Here is a 16,497-nt window from a genome sequence, read left to right as displayed (position 1 = left end):
TAATGCTTTAAGGTTACATAAGATAAAGTCCCTGCGGCTCAATTGGATCTGGGATTTCCTTCTCATTTAATAGTTGACGGATATTGATCTTTATCGTTCGTGAAAGTGCGGTCATAGGCGTATCCGTAGGGCTGTTGCTGAAAGGATCCTGAAGCCTATGCGCTAGCATTTCCAAGAAAAAAAACATCATCGAAACCGAAATAAGAATGACAACCTGCAGCACAATGTTTAAGTGGAACGAGGATGACAGACTCAGAAAAACGGCAAACAAATAGATGGCGGCATGCAATATCTGCCCAAATGTGGGTGGAAAAACGGTATTTTTAATCCGCTCTGGCCTCCCCATCGATGCTACCAGATCATTTAATGTTTTTTCTATCTGAAGCAGAGCAAATTCATTCAGCAGGTTTTCATCGTAAAGTTTTTTCAAGCATCCATTCTGTAATTGACTGATCGCAAGGGGAACATTTGAATGTTCTCGGAGCTTTTTAATTTCCTCTTCGCTGAGCAAATCTTCCAGAACAGGCCAAATTTCCTGCCGCCTCAATGATCTTTCTAAGGCTCTGCACCAGCCAATCTGATAATGGGAAATTTTAGCCACATCTACGTTTTCAGTTTTCACATAAAGCTGGAGCTGCAGGATCAGAGAACGGCTGTCATTTACGATTGCTCCCCAGATGGTACGGGCTTCCCACCACCGGTTATAGGACTGGTTGATTTTATACGATAACAGAATCGAGATCGCAATACCCAATGTTGTCGCTATCTGAATGGAAATATCCGGCGCATAATCTGGTAAATAATATGGTAATAGACCAAAAGTAACCCCCAGAAGGGCAACTGTAAACAATTGTACCTTAATTTCATTTAATAGAAATTTAAATGGAACTCTGCGGTTTATTATCATGGGACTTTCTATTTAACATTATTATTACTATACAATTCAAAATAAGAATTTCCGATTCCAATTTAATAAATATAGCTCCAAAATATCAAATGGAGGAAAGTGATCCACCCTAAATTAAAGGGTAAACCACTTTCTTCATCAAACTTGTTTAATTCTGATAGATATCGCCTTCAAAAGAAGCATTGTAAAGATCTTTTAAGTCCTGTAAAGTCGGTTTACGCGGATTGAAACCTGTACATGGATCTTCTAAAGCATTTTTGCTGATGAAATCCAGATTTTTCTCCCAGTCTTCACGGGAAATACCGAATGCTTTAAGTGAACCTATGTTGTTGACGGACGCTCTAAGTTTCTCAATTTCCTGAGCCAGCTCCTCTGCTGATGTCCTGCCAACAATTTTGGCCAGATCAGGGTATCTGTTTGTTGCTGTCTGATTGTAACGGATCACATTTGGAAGGAATATCGCGTTGGCTGCACCATGGGGAATACCATAAAGGGCACCAACTTGATGCGATAATGAGTGTACAATACCCAACCATGCATTATTAAAAGCTAAACCTCCCATAAATGAAGCATCGTGCATGTTTTGACGAGCCTTGATATTGCCCGGATTATTCACCGCTTCTTCCAGATTCTGAAAAACAATTTCCAGACCTCCTTTTGCCAGTACATCTGCATAGTTGTCTTCAATATTCGACACATAGGCTTCCACACAATGTGTCAAAGCATCCAGCCCCGTATTTGATGTGATGTGAGCCGGCATTGAAGCACATATTTCTCCATCTACAATTGCAATATCCGGAGTTAGCTCGTAAGAAACGATCGGATACTTCACCCCTTTTTCTCTATCAGTGATAACCGCCAGACCTGTTGTTTCTGTTCCGGTACCACTTGTAGAAGGGATCGCTACAAATTTAGCCTTCTGGCGTAATGTCGGAACAGTGAAAGGTTTTGTCATTGCCTCAAAATCGGCATCGGGATATTCATAGAAGACCCACATCATTTTTGCCGCATCGATTGCAGAACAGCCCCCAAGACCAACAATCCAGTCCGGTTCAAAATCACGCATCACTGCAGCTCCCTTAAGACTTGTTTCCGAAGACGGATCTTCTTCAACACCGTCAAAAACAGCAGTTTCAAGTCCTGCTTCGTTTAAATAGGAAAGTGCTCTATCTAAGGTCCCACTTCTTTTCATTGATTGTCCACCAGTTACAATGATCGCTTTCTTTCCTGAAAGGTTCTTTAATTCTGATAAACTTCCAGCTCCGTGAAATACTTCGCTGGCAACAAATAACTTGCTCATATTTTATTTTAAATTTCTTATACAAAAGTACTGCAATGACAGACGCTGATGTTATACATTGAATATTATATGATATACATTTGCTCCCTTATGAATAAACAACTGAAATTAAAACAAAAAGGCAGACAACAACCATTATTCTATTCAAAATCAAATACTTTACACTGAGCACAACATTCATTTTTATACATTTAATCACTGACATACAGCATATAGCGTACTGTATTAAGTATAAAAAGCAGAAGTTTATTACTTCTGCTTTTTATACTCGGAGTAAAACCTATCCTGAATCAGCGCCAGGACTTATATTGATTGATCAACCCATTGGTAGATGAGTCGTGGCCCTGAACCTGGTGATCCTCCTGAAGTTCAGGTAAGATAGCATTAGCTAATTGTTTACCAAGTTCAACACCCCATTGATCAAAGCTGAAAATGTTCCAGATGACTCCTTGCACAAAAATTTTATGTTCATAAAGAGCGATCAGTTTACCCAATGATTTTGGCGTTATCTTTTTCAGCAAAAATGAATTTGTCGGACGGTTTCCCTGAAATACCTTGTATTTACGCTGCTGCTCGATTTCATCAGCCGATTTTCCTGATCCCTGCAATTCGGTTATCACTTCCTCCGCTGACTTTCCGTTCATCAGTGCTTCGGTCTGCGCAAAAAAATTGGACAATAGTATTTTATGATGTTCTCCCAGCGGATTTAAACTCTGAGCAGGCGCGATGAAATCCGAAGGTATCAGCTTAGTCCCCTGATGAAGTAACTGATAAAACGCATGTTGTCCATTGGTACCGGGTTCGCCCCAGACTATAGGTCCTGTCTGATAATCAACTACATGACCGTTACGGTCGATATATTTACCATTGCTCTCCATATCCCCCTGTTGAAAATAGGCCGCAAAACGGTGCAGGTATTGATCATACGCAAAAATACCCAAGGTCTCAGCACCATAAAAATTGATATACCAGATCCCCAAAAGAGCCATGATTACCGGAATGTTCTTTTCAAAGGGAACATGCTGAAAATGCTCGTCGGCCTCACGGGCACCCTCCAATAACGCCTGGAAATTATCATATCCTATTCCAAGACTGATGGATAGTCCTATTGAGGACCATAATGAATATCTGCCCCCTACCCAGTCCCAGAACACAAACATATTACGCGTATTGATTCCGAACTTTTCCACCTCAGCTTCATTCGTACTCAGCGCAACAAAATGTTTTTCGATATCTTTTATTTCAGCCCCCGCCTCAAGCAGCCAAGAACGCGCACTATGGGCATTGGCCATGGTTTCCTGGGTGGTAAATGTTTTGGAAGCAATAAGAAAAAGTGTAGTTTCAGGATTAACATGCTTAAAGACCTCAGAAATGTGCGTACCATCGACATTCGATACAAAATGCAGATTCAGAGGCGTTTTATATGCTTTTAAAGCCTCCGTTACCATGACGGGGCCGAGATCTGACCCACCGATCCCGATATTGACAACATCAGTTATCGCCTTTCCCGTATATCCGGTCCAGCTTCCCGAAAGTACATCCTGTGTGAAATTTTTCATCTGGTCCAGTACTTCATGAACCTGGGGTATGATATTCACTCCATCAACAGTAACTACCGCATTTTTTGGCTGGCGCAGTGCTGTATGCAGAACAGGCCTGCCCTCCGTTGCATTGATCTTGTCTCCAGCGAACATTTTATCAATCGCCTGGTCTAGTTTCACCTCTTTTGCCAGCTCCAGCAAAAGGTTCAGCGTCTCTCCAGTAATTCTGTTTTTTGAATAATCAAACAGTACATCGCCCCATTGCACTGAAAACGTGGAGAAGCGATGGGGATCTTCTATAAACAAATTGCGGATCTGCACATCTTTTATCATCTGGAAATGTGCCGTAAGCTTCTGAAAAGCCGCTGTATCTTTTAAATTAACCGTTGGTAACATATGCTTAAGATTTATGTTACAAACCTAGTTCAATTCTCCGGCGGTCACGCAACCAACTTATACCTATGTCTTATACATTTGCGCCAATTGCTGCTGCAGGTCCGTGGGTGTTTCATCAAGCTTAGCCTTAACAAACTTATTAAGTGCAGCGGGTGAGTTGAAGCCAAGTTCGAAAGCAATTTCTTTATGGGAATAGCTGGAGAGCAGCAACAGCTGCTTGATCTCATTCATGATCCTTGCGTGGATGGTTTCGATCGAGGTCAGCCCCGCGGTTTTCTTGGTGATCTCATTTAATTTTTTGGGTGAAATCAGCAATTTTTCCGCATACCAGCTTACTGTACGTTCTGTCTTGTAATACCGCTCCAGTAATTCTAAAAATTTCCCATAGAGTTTTGTATTTTCATTGGTCAGTTTATTCTTGTCCCACTTCGTGTGGACAAACTCGACCAGCTTAAGTAACGTTATCTTGATGTAAAACCGTGCCTGTTCTTTCTTTACCGATGTTAGGTCATGGTATAGTTTTTCTATCTGATCCAACAGCAACTCTACTTCCTTGGTCTCCGCTACGGGCAGTTCAATATGATTGAGTTTGACAGAAATGTTGTGATTGTAAATACTCAGCTCATTTTTAAGGATATCCGAACAGAACAGCACTTCATCAAACAGGATCATCTTGCCCTCAAAGTTGCTGCTGATCTGTTCTTTTGATGATAGCTGTCCAGGAAATATAACACAGATGTTATTTTCCGTCACATCGTACCGACGGTCCTCTACCTGCATTTTCATTTTGCCTTTTTTAACAAATAATAGACAAAAATGGTCTTTTGTATGCGGTTCCCTATATTCCTCCAGTGCATTCCTGTCCAATTCAAAAATATGAAAGGGCGTGATTGCCCTTTCAGAATTATGCTGAATATCTTTCAGATGATGTGTGATCATATTTATTTTTTATATTAAATATTGCCGTGCAAATATTTTGCTGCTTTTTTGTCTACCAAAAATAATAATTCTCCCTGAGATGGCGCAAGCAATTGTGCCGGGTATATTCTGGGGTTATAAGGTCCCTCGATAACCTCTTTGAGAGCTTCCGCCTTCGTTTCTCCAAAAGAGATCACGAGTAGTTTTCGTGCCCTGTTAAGAAAAGGGGCCGTCAGTGTAATCCTGTACATCTGCTGCTGTTCCAGATAATACGCAGTGACCCAATTTTCTGTTTCATCCAACGCCTCGGTTCCCGGAAACAACGAGGCAGTATGCCCATCTTGTCCCATTCCAAGAAGGATGAGATCCATTCTGCCATCACTTCCCAGCATTTCTTTTAATAATACATTATATACAGCAGCAAAATCCTCTGCTGTTATACCGTCCCGGTACATGGGAAAGACATTGACCGGCCGAACAGGCACTCTGTCCAAGAGCTGCTCATAGGACATCCTGGCATTGCTCAGGTCATTGTCAAGTGGCACCCACCTTTCATCTCCCCAGAAGATCAGTACTTTGGCCCAGTCGATCTGGTTTTTATACTGATCTTCCGATAATAACCTATACAGGCCTTCCGGTGAAGATCCGCCCGTCAGTGCAACAGCAAAATATCCTTTCTGCCTAATCGCTTCATTTGCAGAACTGATAAAAACCGCTGCAGCTTCTTTGAAAATTTCTTCTGTGGTCGCAAATATATTAAGCATCTTGTTCCTTTTTAAATTTTTCGGCAGAAGTAGATAACCAGTGATGCCCCTGTCTCTTCAATAAATCATCCGCAGCTGCAGGCCCCGCACTTCCAGCAGCATACGTGTCCATCTTTGGCGAATTTCCGCTTTCCCAGGCGGCCTGAATATTAGAGATAACATCCCAGGCCTCCTCCACCTGATCCGAACGCATAAAAAGAGTAGAATCCCCGTCAAGAGCATCCAAGAGTAAGGTTTCATAAGCTTCAGGAGTTTCCGATGAACATTCAAAATAGTCGAATACCATTTCAGCCGGTTTCAGCTTCATGTCCAGACCTGGTTTTTTGGTCATGAACGACAGCCTGACGTCCATTTCTGGCTGGATATTGATCACCAGTTTATTGGGGAACAGAATATTCAGATCATCTCGAAATGTCGTGCACGGGACGTCTTTGAAACTGATCACGATGGAAGATTTTTTTTCCTGCATGCGCTTGCCCGTCCGCATATAGAACGGTACCCCGCGCCAGCGTTCATTGTCAATGTAAAACTTCATCGCAACATATGTTTCGGTATTTGAGTTTGGATTCACTCCGGGTTCTTCCAAATAGCCAGGTTTCTTTTTACCGTCAATCTCTCCCTCGATATACTGTGCTCTTACCGTATAATGTCCGATATCCTCAAGATTCATCCTTCTGACACTTTTGAGCACATCTACTTTACGGTCCCTGATCTCTGACGATTCAAATGCAGCGGGAGCTTCCATGGCAATCATGCAGAGAATCTGCATCAAATGGTTCTGGATCATATCACGGAGAGCACCCGACCCATCATAGTATCCGCCCCGGTCTTCAACGCCGACAGTCTCCGCAACGGTAATCTGTACAGAATCGATATAATTATTATTCCACAATGGTTCAAAAATGGTATTTCCAAAACGGAAAGCCAGGATATTCTGTACATTCTCCTTTCCAAGGTAATGATCAATTCGGTAGATCTGCACTTCCTTAAAAGTCTGCGAAAGGAGCTTATTGAGTGCTACGGCCGAAGCCTTATCATAGCCAAAAGGTTTTTCAATGATCATCCTGTCCTGATCAACATTCTCGGTCAGACCTGCATTTTTTAAGCTATTCGATACCGTTTCAATAAAACTGGGTGCTACCGAAAGGTAAAACAGACGGTTGGATCTGATCCCCAAGTTTACATCAATGGTATCAAGTTCATTTTTCAACCGGATAAAAGATTCCTCCTGTGTTATATCAAATCTGATAAATTTAATTTTCTCACTGAAATTATTCCATTGTTCCTGGGAGAATTTTTGGATTCTTGAAAATGTCCTGATATTTTCAAGGATATAATTCCTGAATTCTTCCTGTGTCTGTTCCGTTCTTCCCAGTGAAAGAACTTCAAATTCCTCGGGAAACCAACCCTCCAGGAACAGATTGAAAAATGCAGGAAATAATTTTCTTTTCGCCAAATCTCCTGTTGCCCCAAAAACTACGATAGAGGTTGGCTTTTTATCATTATTTTTCATTTTATTTAATTTTAAGATTCCCAATGGGTATGGTATACGCCTTCCTTATCAGTTCTTTCATAAGTATGCGCTCCAAAAAAATCCCGTTGTGCCTGAATAAGGTTCGTAGGCAAATTTTCTGCACGGTAAGCATCGAAATATGACAGTGCATTCATCCATGCCGAAACAGGTGTACCATTCTGAATGGCATCCCGAATGATGGACCGGATACCTGCCTGTGATGCATTTAACTTGGCAGCAATCTCCCTGTCAAGCAGAATATTTGCAAGATCCGGCTGTAAAGCGAACGCCTTTCGGAAGTCTTCCAGAAGTGTCGCACGGATGATACAGCCCCCGCGCCAGATTTTACACACGGTCTCCAGATTCAGTCCATAACCATAGGTATCAGATGCCATCCTAAGCTGGGCAAGCCCCTGTGCGTATGTGCTAATAATGGCGAAATAAAGACCGGCCTTCAGATGTTCTAGATCAACAGGATCAACTTTTGACGTATTTTGCCAGGTCAGCAGTTTCGATGCCTTAATCCTTTCCAATTTATATTTAGACATGTCCCGCATATTGACAGCAGCGTCGATCACAGGCACGGGTACCTGAAGATCCATTGCATTTTGAGATGTCCATTTACCTGTCCCTTTGGATTTAGCCCAGTCTGAAATCAGATCCACCAGGAAAGTATTCTCTTCTTTTCGCTTTAGAATAGCTCCGGTAATTTCAATGAGAAAGGAATTCAGTTCTTCCCTATTCCACTGTTCAAATGATTCCTGTATCACTTCATGCTCCAGATGATAGACATTCTTCATTATATCATAGGTCTCTGCAATAAGCTGCATAATTCCATATTCTATACCGTTATGAACCATCTTCACATAGTTGCCCGCTGAGCCGTTACCCAAAAATTCAACGCATGGTGCATCATCAACTTTTGCAGCAATTGCTTCAAAAATGGGGCGTAATCGCTCATAAGCTACCTTATCACCTCCGGGCATCATACTCGGCCCCCTTCTGGCCCCGCTCTCACCACCTGAGATTCCCATACCAAAAAAGTGGATTCCCTTTGACGAAAGCTCCTGATACCTCCTGTCGGTATCAGAAAAATAGGTATTGCCCCCATCGATTATTATATCGCCCTCATCCAGCAAGGGAAGTAAAGTTCCTATTGCCCCGTCAACAGAAGCACCCGCAGGAACAAGGAGCATTATTGCTCTCGGGCTTTCCAGAGATTTAACAAAGGATTCCGGATCAACGGTTGCAAAAATCTGATGGTCTTTCTGTGCTTCATTCTGCAATGAACCGGCCTTCTCCTGATCCATATCCAGCCCGGCCACAGCAAATCCATGATCCGCCATATTGAGCAATAAATTTCGGCCCATCACACCCAGGCCTACTATACCAAAATTATATGTCTTCATTTTCTAAATCTTTAAATATTCTATTTATATCATTCTTCACTACAGTTAAAAGTTGAGCAGATTAGATTTGCAGTATAAAGTCTTCCCTGTTAGTACAGAGAAGACTTCGAAGGATAGTCCGACTTTCTGATTTATGCTGTGATGGCTTCTTTCAGGGCTTTAGCTGCTGCAGCTGGATCCTGGGCACCATAGATGGCTCCTCCGGCAACAGCTACTGCTGCACCAGCAGCCACGACATCTTTAATCGTGTCAAGATTTACACCACCGGCAATCGAAAAAGGAACCTGTGCCTCACGGCCCTCACCGATAAGTTTTTGCACGTTATAACCCGGCTGAGCCTGTTCATCAAGGCCGGCATGCAACTCAACAAATGCCACACCAAAGGCTGTAACTTCTTTGGCACGTTGTACACGGTCTTTTACGCCGATCGTATCAACTACTACTTGTTTACCGGCTTTTTTTGCAGCTTCTACTGCACCTTTGATCGTGGAATCATCAACAGCACCCATTACGGTTACCAGATCCGCACCTGCATTGAATGCCATTTCTGCTTCTAATGCACCTGTATCAGCTGTTTTCAGATCCGCAAAGACCAATTTATCAGGATGCGCGGATTTCATTGCGGTGATCACTTTTAGACCTTCAGCTTTGATTAAAGGTGTTCCCAGCTCGATGATATCCACATAAGGTGATACTTTTGCAGCCAAATCAAGGGCTGCTTCTGTAGTCAATAAGTCAATCGCTACTTGTAACTTAGTCATAATATAAAATTTTAATATTTATTTAATTGTATTTCTCGTTATTCAAGATTGGCATGTTTCGGCCAGAGCTCCTCTTTTGTCAGGCCTGAATCTCTCCACAGTGTCATAAATACAGCATCAAGGACCCAAAGGACAGACTGTTCAAAGAGACTTCCAGCATACTGACGGGACGCTGATTCTCCAAAGTCCGTCTTCACCGCCGCATTAACAAGCACCACATGGTCTGAAAGGCTAGCAATTTTGCTATTCGAATCCGCTGTAATGCCTATTACAGTTGCATGTTGTTTTTTTGCCTTTTCAGCGGCGATTACAAGTGTCGGCGTGCTTCCAGAACCGGAGCCTACCAGCAGAAGATCGTTCTCTAAGATTGCGGGCGTAGTTGTTTCACCCACAACATATACATTTAAGCCTAGATGCATAAATCTCATGGCAGCCATCTTCAGTGCTAAGCCTGTACGTCCGGCACCTGCAAAAAATATACGGTCCGCTTTCTTTAAATTGTCTTCCAGTGTCTGTAGCGATACCGGATTCAGCACTGATGAAATCGCTTTAATTTCATCCAGGATTATATTTAAATTATTTATTGAACTATTCTCTTCCATTTTCTGTAGTAAGGATATTTTATCATCAGATCTTCTGATTTGATAATACAAAGGTATGTTGCCTGAGACGCATGATATTATACATATAACATTATATAATATACATTTGCGACCTTCTTGACCACTGTAAAAGAGCGGGTTATATTTTAATAATACTGTATTGTATAGGGAGTGGTGTCGCTGAACTCAGAAAAAAGATAACTGTGCCTGATCAATAACAGTCCGACGCACATTATGGTCTTACCAAACTATTTTATGTCTAGTAGTCAAACATTAAATTCCAGAGCTTTAGTTTACGGATCAATGAAACATTGATTTTCCCGGAACACCGGCAAACCGTGAATCAGTTTTTTAATTATATTTGTGTTACAACTAACTAACAGGAAACTTATGTCAAAAGGCCTTTTTATATTACACTCATAGTATATTCCCGCAGGAGACCAGCCGGATGCTATCGCAAGACTTGTTTCGGGAATTGAATCTGGAGCTACCCACCAGACACTCAAAGGTATCACAGGTTCAAGAAAGACCTTTACAATGGCAAACATTATCCACCAGCTAAAGCGTCCGACCTTGATTCTTGCACCTAACAAGACCTTGACTGCTCAGCTATATGATGAAATGAAGCAATTTTTTCCAGAGAATGCTGTTGAGTTTTTCGTCTCATATTATGATTATTTTCAGCCTGAGATGTATCTGCCCGGCAGTGACCGTTTCGTTGAAAAAGATTCTTCCATTAACGAACATTTGGAAAGACTCCGCCTTTCCACCACAAAATCCCTTATTGAACGCAGGGATACTATTGTTGTCGCATCGGTTTCGTCCATTTATGGGCTTGGAGCACCCAGCGATTATAGCGCATTACAGGTTCGCCTGTCGCTGGGAATGACAGTTCAGATAGACCAGCTGGAGCAGGGCCTGGCACATTTACAGTACAGCCGTACGGAGCGTGCCCTGAAACGTGGTAACTACCGGATCGAAGGAGATATCATAAAAATTTTTCCCGCTGATTCAGAATACAGGGCCATACAAATCGTTCTTAGTTACGGGATGATCACTTCACTAAAGTTTATTGATGCCGCTTCAGGCAAAGAGCTTGAAGATATAACAGCGTATTCAGTTTCGCCCAAAACTCTATTTGCACCTTCAAAAATACAGGCAACAGCAGCAGCGGACCAGATTATGACCGAACTTGATGAGCGTGTTGCACAGCTCAACAACGAAAATAGACTAGAAGAAGCTGACCGTCTTTACCAGCGTATTACCGATGATGTGGAAATGCTCCGTACTGCCGGATACTGTTCTGGTATGGAGAACTACGCAAGCTTTTTTAGTGGCCGTGATCCCAAACTGCCGCCTGTTACCCTTCTGGATTATTTACCGAAGGATGGCCTGCTGTTTATAGATGAATCACACGTTATGATTCCGCAGATTTCGGCAATGTACAAGGGCGATCAGGCGCGTAAAGATACCCTGATAGATTATGGTTTTAAACTTCCTTCATCAAAAAACAACCATCCCCTTAGTTTTGAAGAATTTGAGAAGATCAAACCGCAGACTATCTTTGTTTCGGCCACCCCCGGTAATTATGAGCTGAAAGTTTCAGAGGACCGCGTTGTTGAACAGGTTGTCAGACCCACTGGACTCCTCGATCCCATTGTGGAGGTACGGCCATCAGCAAATGATATTGACGATCTGCTGGGCGAAATAAAAAAATGTGTGGATTCGGGCAACCGTGTTTTGATCACCACGCTGACAAAAGCCGCCGCCGAAGAACTCAGTGGCTATATCCAGAGCGAAGGTTTCCGCGTGAGATATCTACACTCGGATTTTAAGACCTTAGAAAGAACTGAAATTCTCAATGATCTCAGAGCCGGAGAATTCGACATCCTGATAGGTATCAGTCTGTTGCGGGAGGGGCTCGACATTCCGGAGGCTTCACTGATTGCAATACTTGATGCTGACAGGGCTGGATTTCTGCGGTCAGCAAGTGCACTTATACAGATGATTGGCCGTGTAGCACGTAATGTCAACGGAAAAGCTATTATGTATGCCGACAAGATCACCCCGGCAATGAAGGCAGCTATTGACGAAACCGAAAGTCGCCGAAAACGCCAAATTGCTTTCAACGAAGAAAATCATGTTTGTCCCGTTTCCTCCAGCCGTAGACCAAATGCGGAGGAACCCCGCGAAGGAAAAAACTTCACCCACACAGAAGCATTTTGTCAGAATCTTGAGGAGCTCTGCGAAAGGATAACTGAACTGGAACGTCAGCTTGTTGCTGCATCAGACGATCATGATGAAAAACTGACAGATGAAATCCGCCTTAAATTAGACGGTCTCTATAGACAGTTCATCTATATCTAAGTATTCGCATCCGATAGTTTTTAACGATACTGAGGGGCTTAGATCCCGCTAAATATATCATACAAAGATGCAATAACGCTGCACTATATAGAATTGCACATNNATGTGCAATTCTATATAGTGTTGAATTAGTTGTAGGATCCTTCTACACCATCAAGTTTAGGAATATTATTTTTGCAAAATGGAAGAAAAATTTATTTTTTATCTGATCCTTGCAGTATTGATTACTCTTTTGATTATTCTGGCAAGAAAGATCAGGATCGCTTATCCTATTTTACTAGTATTGGCAGGATTAGCTGTTAGCTTCATTCCCAGTGTCCCGGTTATAACAATTGATCCCGAGCTAATTTTCATTATATTCCTACCTCCCCTGCTCTACGAATCAGCATGGAACATTTCATGGAAAGAGCTGTGGAAATGGCGCAGGATTATCAGCAGTTTTGCCTTTTTGGTTGTATTCTTCACTGCCTTCGCAGTTGGAGTTACCGCTTGGTATTTTATTCCCGGTTTTACCCTGGCCCTGGGTTTTTTATTGGGTGGAATTGTATCGCCGCCGGATGCCGTAAGTGCGGGGGCAATTCTTAAAAATGTGAAAATACCCAAAAGTTCCGCCGCTATTCTGGAGGGCGAAAGCCTACTGAATGATGCCTCGTCATTGATCATATTTCATTTTGCCATAGCCGCAGTAATGACCGGACATTTTGTTTGGTATGAAGCTTTGGGAAGCTTTTTCTGGATGGTGATCGGTGGCGTGGGAATTGGTATTCTGACAGGAAAAATCTTTATGGAAGTACATAAAAAACTGGATACAGATGTTAATATAGATACCATTTTAACGCTCATTGCTCCCTACATTATGTACCTTGCGGCTGAAGAAACTCACGCTTCCGGTGTATTGTCTGTTGTATCGGGAGGACTGTTTCTGTCCTATAACCAGCATAAGTTTTTGAGCAGTTCTTCCAGATTACGGACAATAAGTGTGTGGAACTGCCTGGGCTTTATACTAAACGGTACAGTCTTCATGATGATCGGTCTTGACCTTCCCCAGATTATTGCAGAGCTTGAAAATGTAAGCATTTCAAAAGCTATCGGATATGGTGTCTTGATTACCGGCGTTGTAATACTTATCCGGTTTATCTCTTCTTATGCCGCCGTAATTGCGACATTCATTGCAAGAAAATTTACGACGGTCGCAGCTGCCCAGAACCACGGATGGCAATTCCCGGTTTTCTTTGGCTGGTCAGGGATGCGCGGAGTGGTTTCTTTAGCTGCAGCACTTTCTATTCCGGTTTATATGGATAACGGTCAGCTTTTCCCGGAAAGAAGCCTCATTTTATTTGTCACTTTTGTAGTCATCCTATTAACTCTTGTTGTTCAGGGATTAACTCTCCCCCTTCTCATTAAAAAACTGAACTTACCTTCCGAAGAAAACGAAATGTCCGAAGAACAGATCAGCGCCAGTCTTTTTAAGGAAATGACAGCGGAAACTGTCCATTACCTCCAGGACAAATACGGTGATAAAATCCAGGATTATCCCCATGTCATGAACATGGTAGCAAAGTGGGAGAAAAAATATAATGATGTCGAAAATGTATGCCGAACTGCTCCGTCCAAAAATCTCTATATAGATCTTTTGGAATTTCAAAGACGATGGCTGCTAAAAAAAAATGCAGAATACAAAGATCTGGATGAGGATATAATAAAAAAACATCTGATGCGTCTTGATCTTGAAGAAGAAAGACTACAATATTCATCTTTCTAGAATTGTAGTATAGTTGAATATTTATTGATCTTTTAATTGCAGGAATCAGTAAGGCACTGATTCCTGCATTAATTGTCATTCAAGTTTTTAACTTTTCGAGTAAAGTAATAACCTCGTTCCTATAATTTCCGCCTTTTCTTATGTTCTTTCCTTTCATTGTCTTTAACTGCTTCTCTGATCGGCTGTTTAAGTCTATTTTCCGAGATAATTTCATCAATTCCAGATTTATTCCACGACACCAACTCAGCCTTAAAGTCAAGTCTGAGGCCTGTTTCTTTCAAACCTTCCATTTCCTCCCATCCATTTCTTCGGTTCCAGCCCACCGGATCAAGGGTTCTTGAATAAGGAATTTCAACAAAAATTAAATCTATGGGGTAGTCTAGTATTTTATCCCATTCTCGATCTCCTATTTCAAAATTTTTGGGATCGTAAGGAAAGGCATAGACATTTTTATCCTCCACATACCAATCCTCCAGATCATCAAAACTTATACCCATTGTTGATAGAACATCTTTAGGCCTTAAAAGATCAATCCTTGCATCAGCATAAAAGATGTGCCCTCCAATTTCAACCGTTGGAAGTTCTCCATGTTTAATTCTTCTTGTCAGTGCCTCCTGATCGACCATGAGCTCAAAATCGGTCAGCAAAAGAATTTCCTCAACAGCCTTATTATACTTTTCTGCCATCTCCCTAGGGGCAAGCGTTACAAACTGTGGAGGAGTTATAGTTAAATTCTGTCTACTCGTCTTGTCGAAATGATCAAAGCGATATCCTTCTTCCTCCAGATCGATCATATCTTCTAATGTGTAACGGTTTTCGGGGTTGGCCCTTTCCCGAAATTCGAATTTCTCCACATCAACAATAAACTCGATTCCGTAATCTGGATCTGTATAGATCGGTAGTTCTTTTTCCATAACTCAGCTTTTATTATTTTTATTAATTTAATTGCTGAGCTAAATTCTTCCGTAGAGCTAACTTTTGGTGAATTGCAGAACATTGAGGTACCATTTTTCCTGAATTTTCCTATCCAATTCCAAAATTTCAAAATTTTGGCCGCTTTCTTTTCTTGGGATTCTCTATTGCTGATTTTTCATTTTTGATCAATAATTTTTTAGCTTCTATTTGATCTTGCGAATGGTACAGTTCAAGATATTTATTAATTGGAAGAAGCCTGCTCAATATAGAATTACTGGATATATTATTGGCTTTATCGACAAAACAGTCAATATGTTTCATTGCTTCATCTACACCTGACTGCTTCATATTGCTGGCTGAATGTTCAGATAAAGGGATGATCACCTGTGCATTATACGGTTCGTTGTTTTTTTCATAGATTATGGTCAGGTCTTTACCAGGATAGCCAGTGTCATTGCTACTCGCAATAATATAATTTCGGTATTCTTGCAGAGTAAAATCAGGATCATTTTCTGAGATCTGGATCAAGGTCTTCAGATCTGGATTTTTAACCGTAAAATCACTGTTTAGCAAAGCGGCACCATTGATCTGCTGATGTGACGGTTCGGCAATATGAAACATTTTAAGATCCTGGTAATATAGTTCAAGATCTGTGAGGAAATGAAAATTATTGATAACTGCAATTGGATCTAAGTTTGTAAGATCCGGAACTTTAAACTCTATTGAATTTTCGACCGTTTGGTCTCGAAGCAGATCGACGATACGGCCGTCATTCGTATTGCAGTATAAGTAATAGCAACTTTCATCATCAATAAAATAATCATACCGATACGCTGTTAATTTGATACTATCCAAATCGCCGTTCAGTGGTCGAAGTGAATTAGCAATGGCATCTATTTCATAAACTATACCCGCAATATCAATTTTTACGCGTTCACCAGATACCCTTCGTCTGAGGACCTCCTGATCCACGATGATGTCAAAATCAGTTTTATTTTTAATGTCATCCACACTACAGCCGTATTTCCGCATCATACCTTCCGGATCAATCTCAGCAATTCGTGGAACGCTTACTTTTACTGTTGACTGCGCAAATTCTTCCTTACTTTTTTCGGATTCATTAAAAATATCATCAGCGGGACCAAAAGATCTTTCCGTAAGAATATTTTTATTTATTTTACTGTAAAAAAATTCGTAATGGGTAAGATGATCAAGCATTTCGTTGAAAAACAACAGATTATTTGGATCATTTTTTTCAATTAGAATTAATCTATCAATATCAAATTGAAATTTGGTACCGCATAGTTCAATTTCAGGTAGGTTTGCTTCCATACTTTTTTTA

The 16,497-nt window shown here is 41.4% G+C and carries 13 protein-coding genes; 2 read left to right on the top strand and 11 right to left on the bottom strand.

Going from position 1 to position 16,497, the window contains the following annotated elements; genetic code table 11:
• Positions 1-13 precede the first annotated feature (13 nt).
• From DBR39_RS18425 to hxlB, 9 genes are all read right to left on the bottom strand, one after another.
• Positions 14-907: a bestrophin family protein gene (locus DBR39_RS18425; RefSeq protein ID WP_124535551.1), complete on the bottom strand. Its 894-nt coding sequence runs from the start codon at positions 905-907 to the stop codon at positions 14-16.
• A 148-nt stretch (positions 908-1,055) separates the two neighbouring features.
• Positions 1,056-2,207 (bottom strand): iron-containing alcohol dehydrogenase, encoded by a 1,152-nt coding sequence (locus DBR39_RS18420; RefSeq protein ID WP_027374813.1) that lies wholly within the window; start codon positions 2,205-2,207, stop codon positions 1,056-1,058.
• A 290-nt stretch (positions 2,208-2,497) separates the two neighbouring features.
• Positions 2,498-4,144: a glucose-6-phosphate isomerase gene (gene pgi / locus DBR39_RS18415; RefSeq protein ID WP_124535549.1), complete on the bottom strand. Its 1,647-nt coding sequence runs from the start codon at positions 4,142-4,144 to the stop codon at positions 2,498-2,500.
• Positions 4,145-4,207: 63 nt separating this feature from the next.
• Positions 4,208-5,083: an AraC family transcriptional regulator gene (locus DBR39_RS18410; protein ID WP_034722848.1), complete on the bottom strand. Its 876-nt coding sequence runs from the start codon at positions 5,081-5,083 to the stop codon at positions 4,208-4,210.
• Between the two features lie 14 nt (positions 5,084-5,097).
• A complete protein-coding gene (gene pgl, locus DBR39_RS18405) occupies positions 5,098-5,826 on the bottom strand; it encodes a 6-phosphogluconolactonase (protein WP_027374810.1) in 729 nt (242 codons plus the stop codon).
• The gene (gene zwf, locus DBR39_RS18400; RefSeq protein ID WP_070564624.1) at positions 5,819-7,339 is read right to left on the bottom strand and encodes a glucose-6-phosphate dehydrogenase; all 1,521 of its coding nucleotides are present in this window, start codon (positions 7,337-7,339) and stop codon (positions 5,819-5,821) included. The genes pgl and zwf overlap by 8 nt, the downstream gene beginning before the upstream one ends.
• Before the next feature lie 11 nt (positions 7,340-7,350).
• The gene (gene gndA / locus DBR39_RS18395) at positions 7,351-8,748 is read right to left on the bottom strand and encodes an NADP-dependent phosphogluconate dehydrogenase (RefSeq protein WP_124535547.1); all 1,398 of its coding nucleotides are present in this window, start codon (positions 8,746-8,748) and stop codon (positions 7,351-7,353) included.
• 131 nt (positions 8,749-8,879) lie between these two features.
• Positions 8,880-9,509: a 3-hexulose-6-phosphate synthase gene (gene hxlA / locus DBR39_RS18390; RefSeq protein WP_027374807.1), complete on the bottom strand. Its 630-nt coding sequence runs from the start codon at positions 9,507-9,509 to the stop codon at positions 8,880-8,882.
• 38 nt (positions 9,510-9,547) lie between these two features.
• On the bottom strand, positions 9,548-10,111 hold the full coding sequence (hxlB, locus tag DBR39_RS18385) for a 6-phospho-3-hexuloisomerase (protein WP_070564632.1): 564 nt from the start codon (positions 10,109-10,111) through the stop codon (positions 9,548-9,550).
• Positions 10,112-10,537: 426 nt separating this feature from the next.
• Here hxlB and uvrB point away from each other — a divergent pair, with 426 nt between their 5' ends.
• Positions 10,538-12,478, top strand: a complete 1,941-nt coding sequence (uvrB, locus tag DBR39_RS18380) for an excinuclease ABC subunit UvrB (RefSeq protein ID WP_228447871.1) — start codon at positions 10,538-10,540, stop codon at positions 12,476-12,478.
• A 181-nt stretch (positions 12,479-12,659) separates the two neighbouring features.
• Positions 12,660-14,240 (top strand): Na+/H+ antiporter, encoded by a 1,581-nt coding sequence (locus tag DBR39_RS18375; protein ID WP_123865829.1) that lies wholly within the window; start codon positions 12,660-12,662, stop codon positions 14,238-14,240.
• Positions 14,241-14,359: 119 nt separating this feature from the next.
• Here DBR39_RS18375 and DBR39_RS18370 read toward each other — a convergent pair whose 3' ends face one another.
• Positions 14,360-15,154, bottom strand: a complete 795-nt coding sequence (locus DBR39_RS18370; protein ID WP_124535545.1) for a hypothetical protein — start codon at positions 15,152-15,154, stop codon at positions 14,360-14,362.
• Positions 15,155-15,281: 127 nt separating this feature from the next.
• On the bottom strand, positions 15,282-16,487 hold the full coding sequence (locus tag DBR39_RS18365) for a hypothetical protein (RefSeq protein WP_124535543.1): 1,206 nt from the start codon (positions 16,485-16,487) through the stop codon (positions 15,282-15,284).
• Between the last annotated feature and the right edge of the window lie 10 nt (positions 16,488-16,497).

It is taken from the genome of Chryseobacterium sp. KBW03 (assembly GCF_003852415.1).
Classification (GTDB): domain Bacteria; phylum Bacteroidota; class Bacteroidia; order Flavobacteriales; family Weeksellaceae; genus Chryseobacterium; species Chryseobacterium viscerum.
Note: the sequence above shows the minus strand (reverse complement) of the source record. Positions and strands in the feature narration are given on the sequence as shown.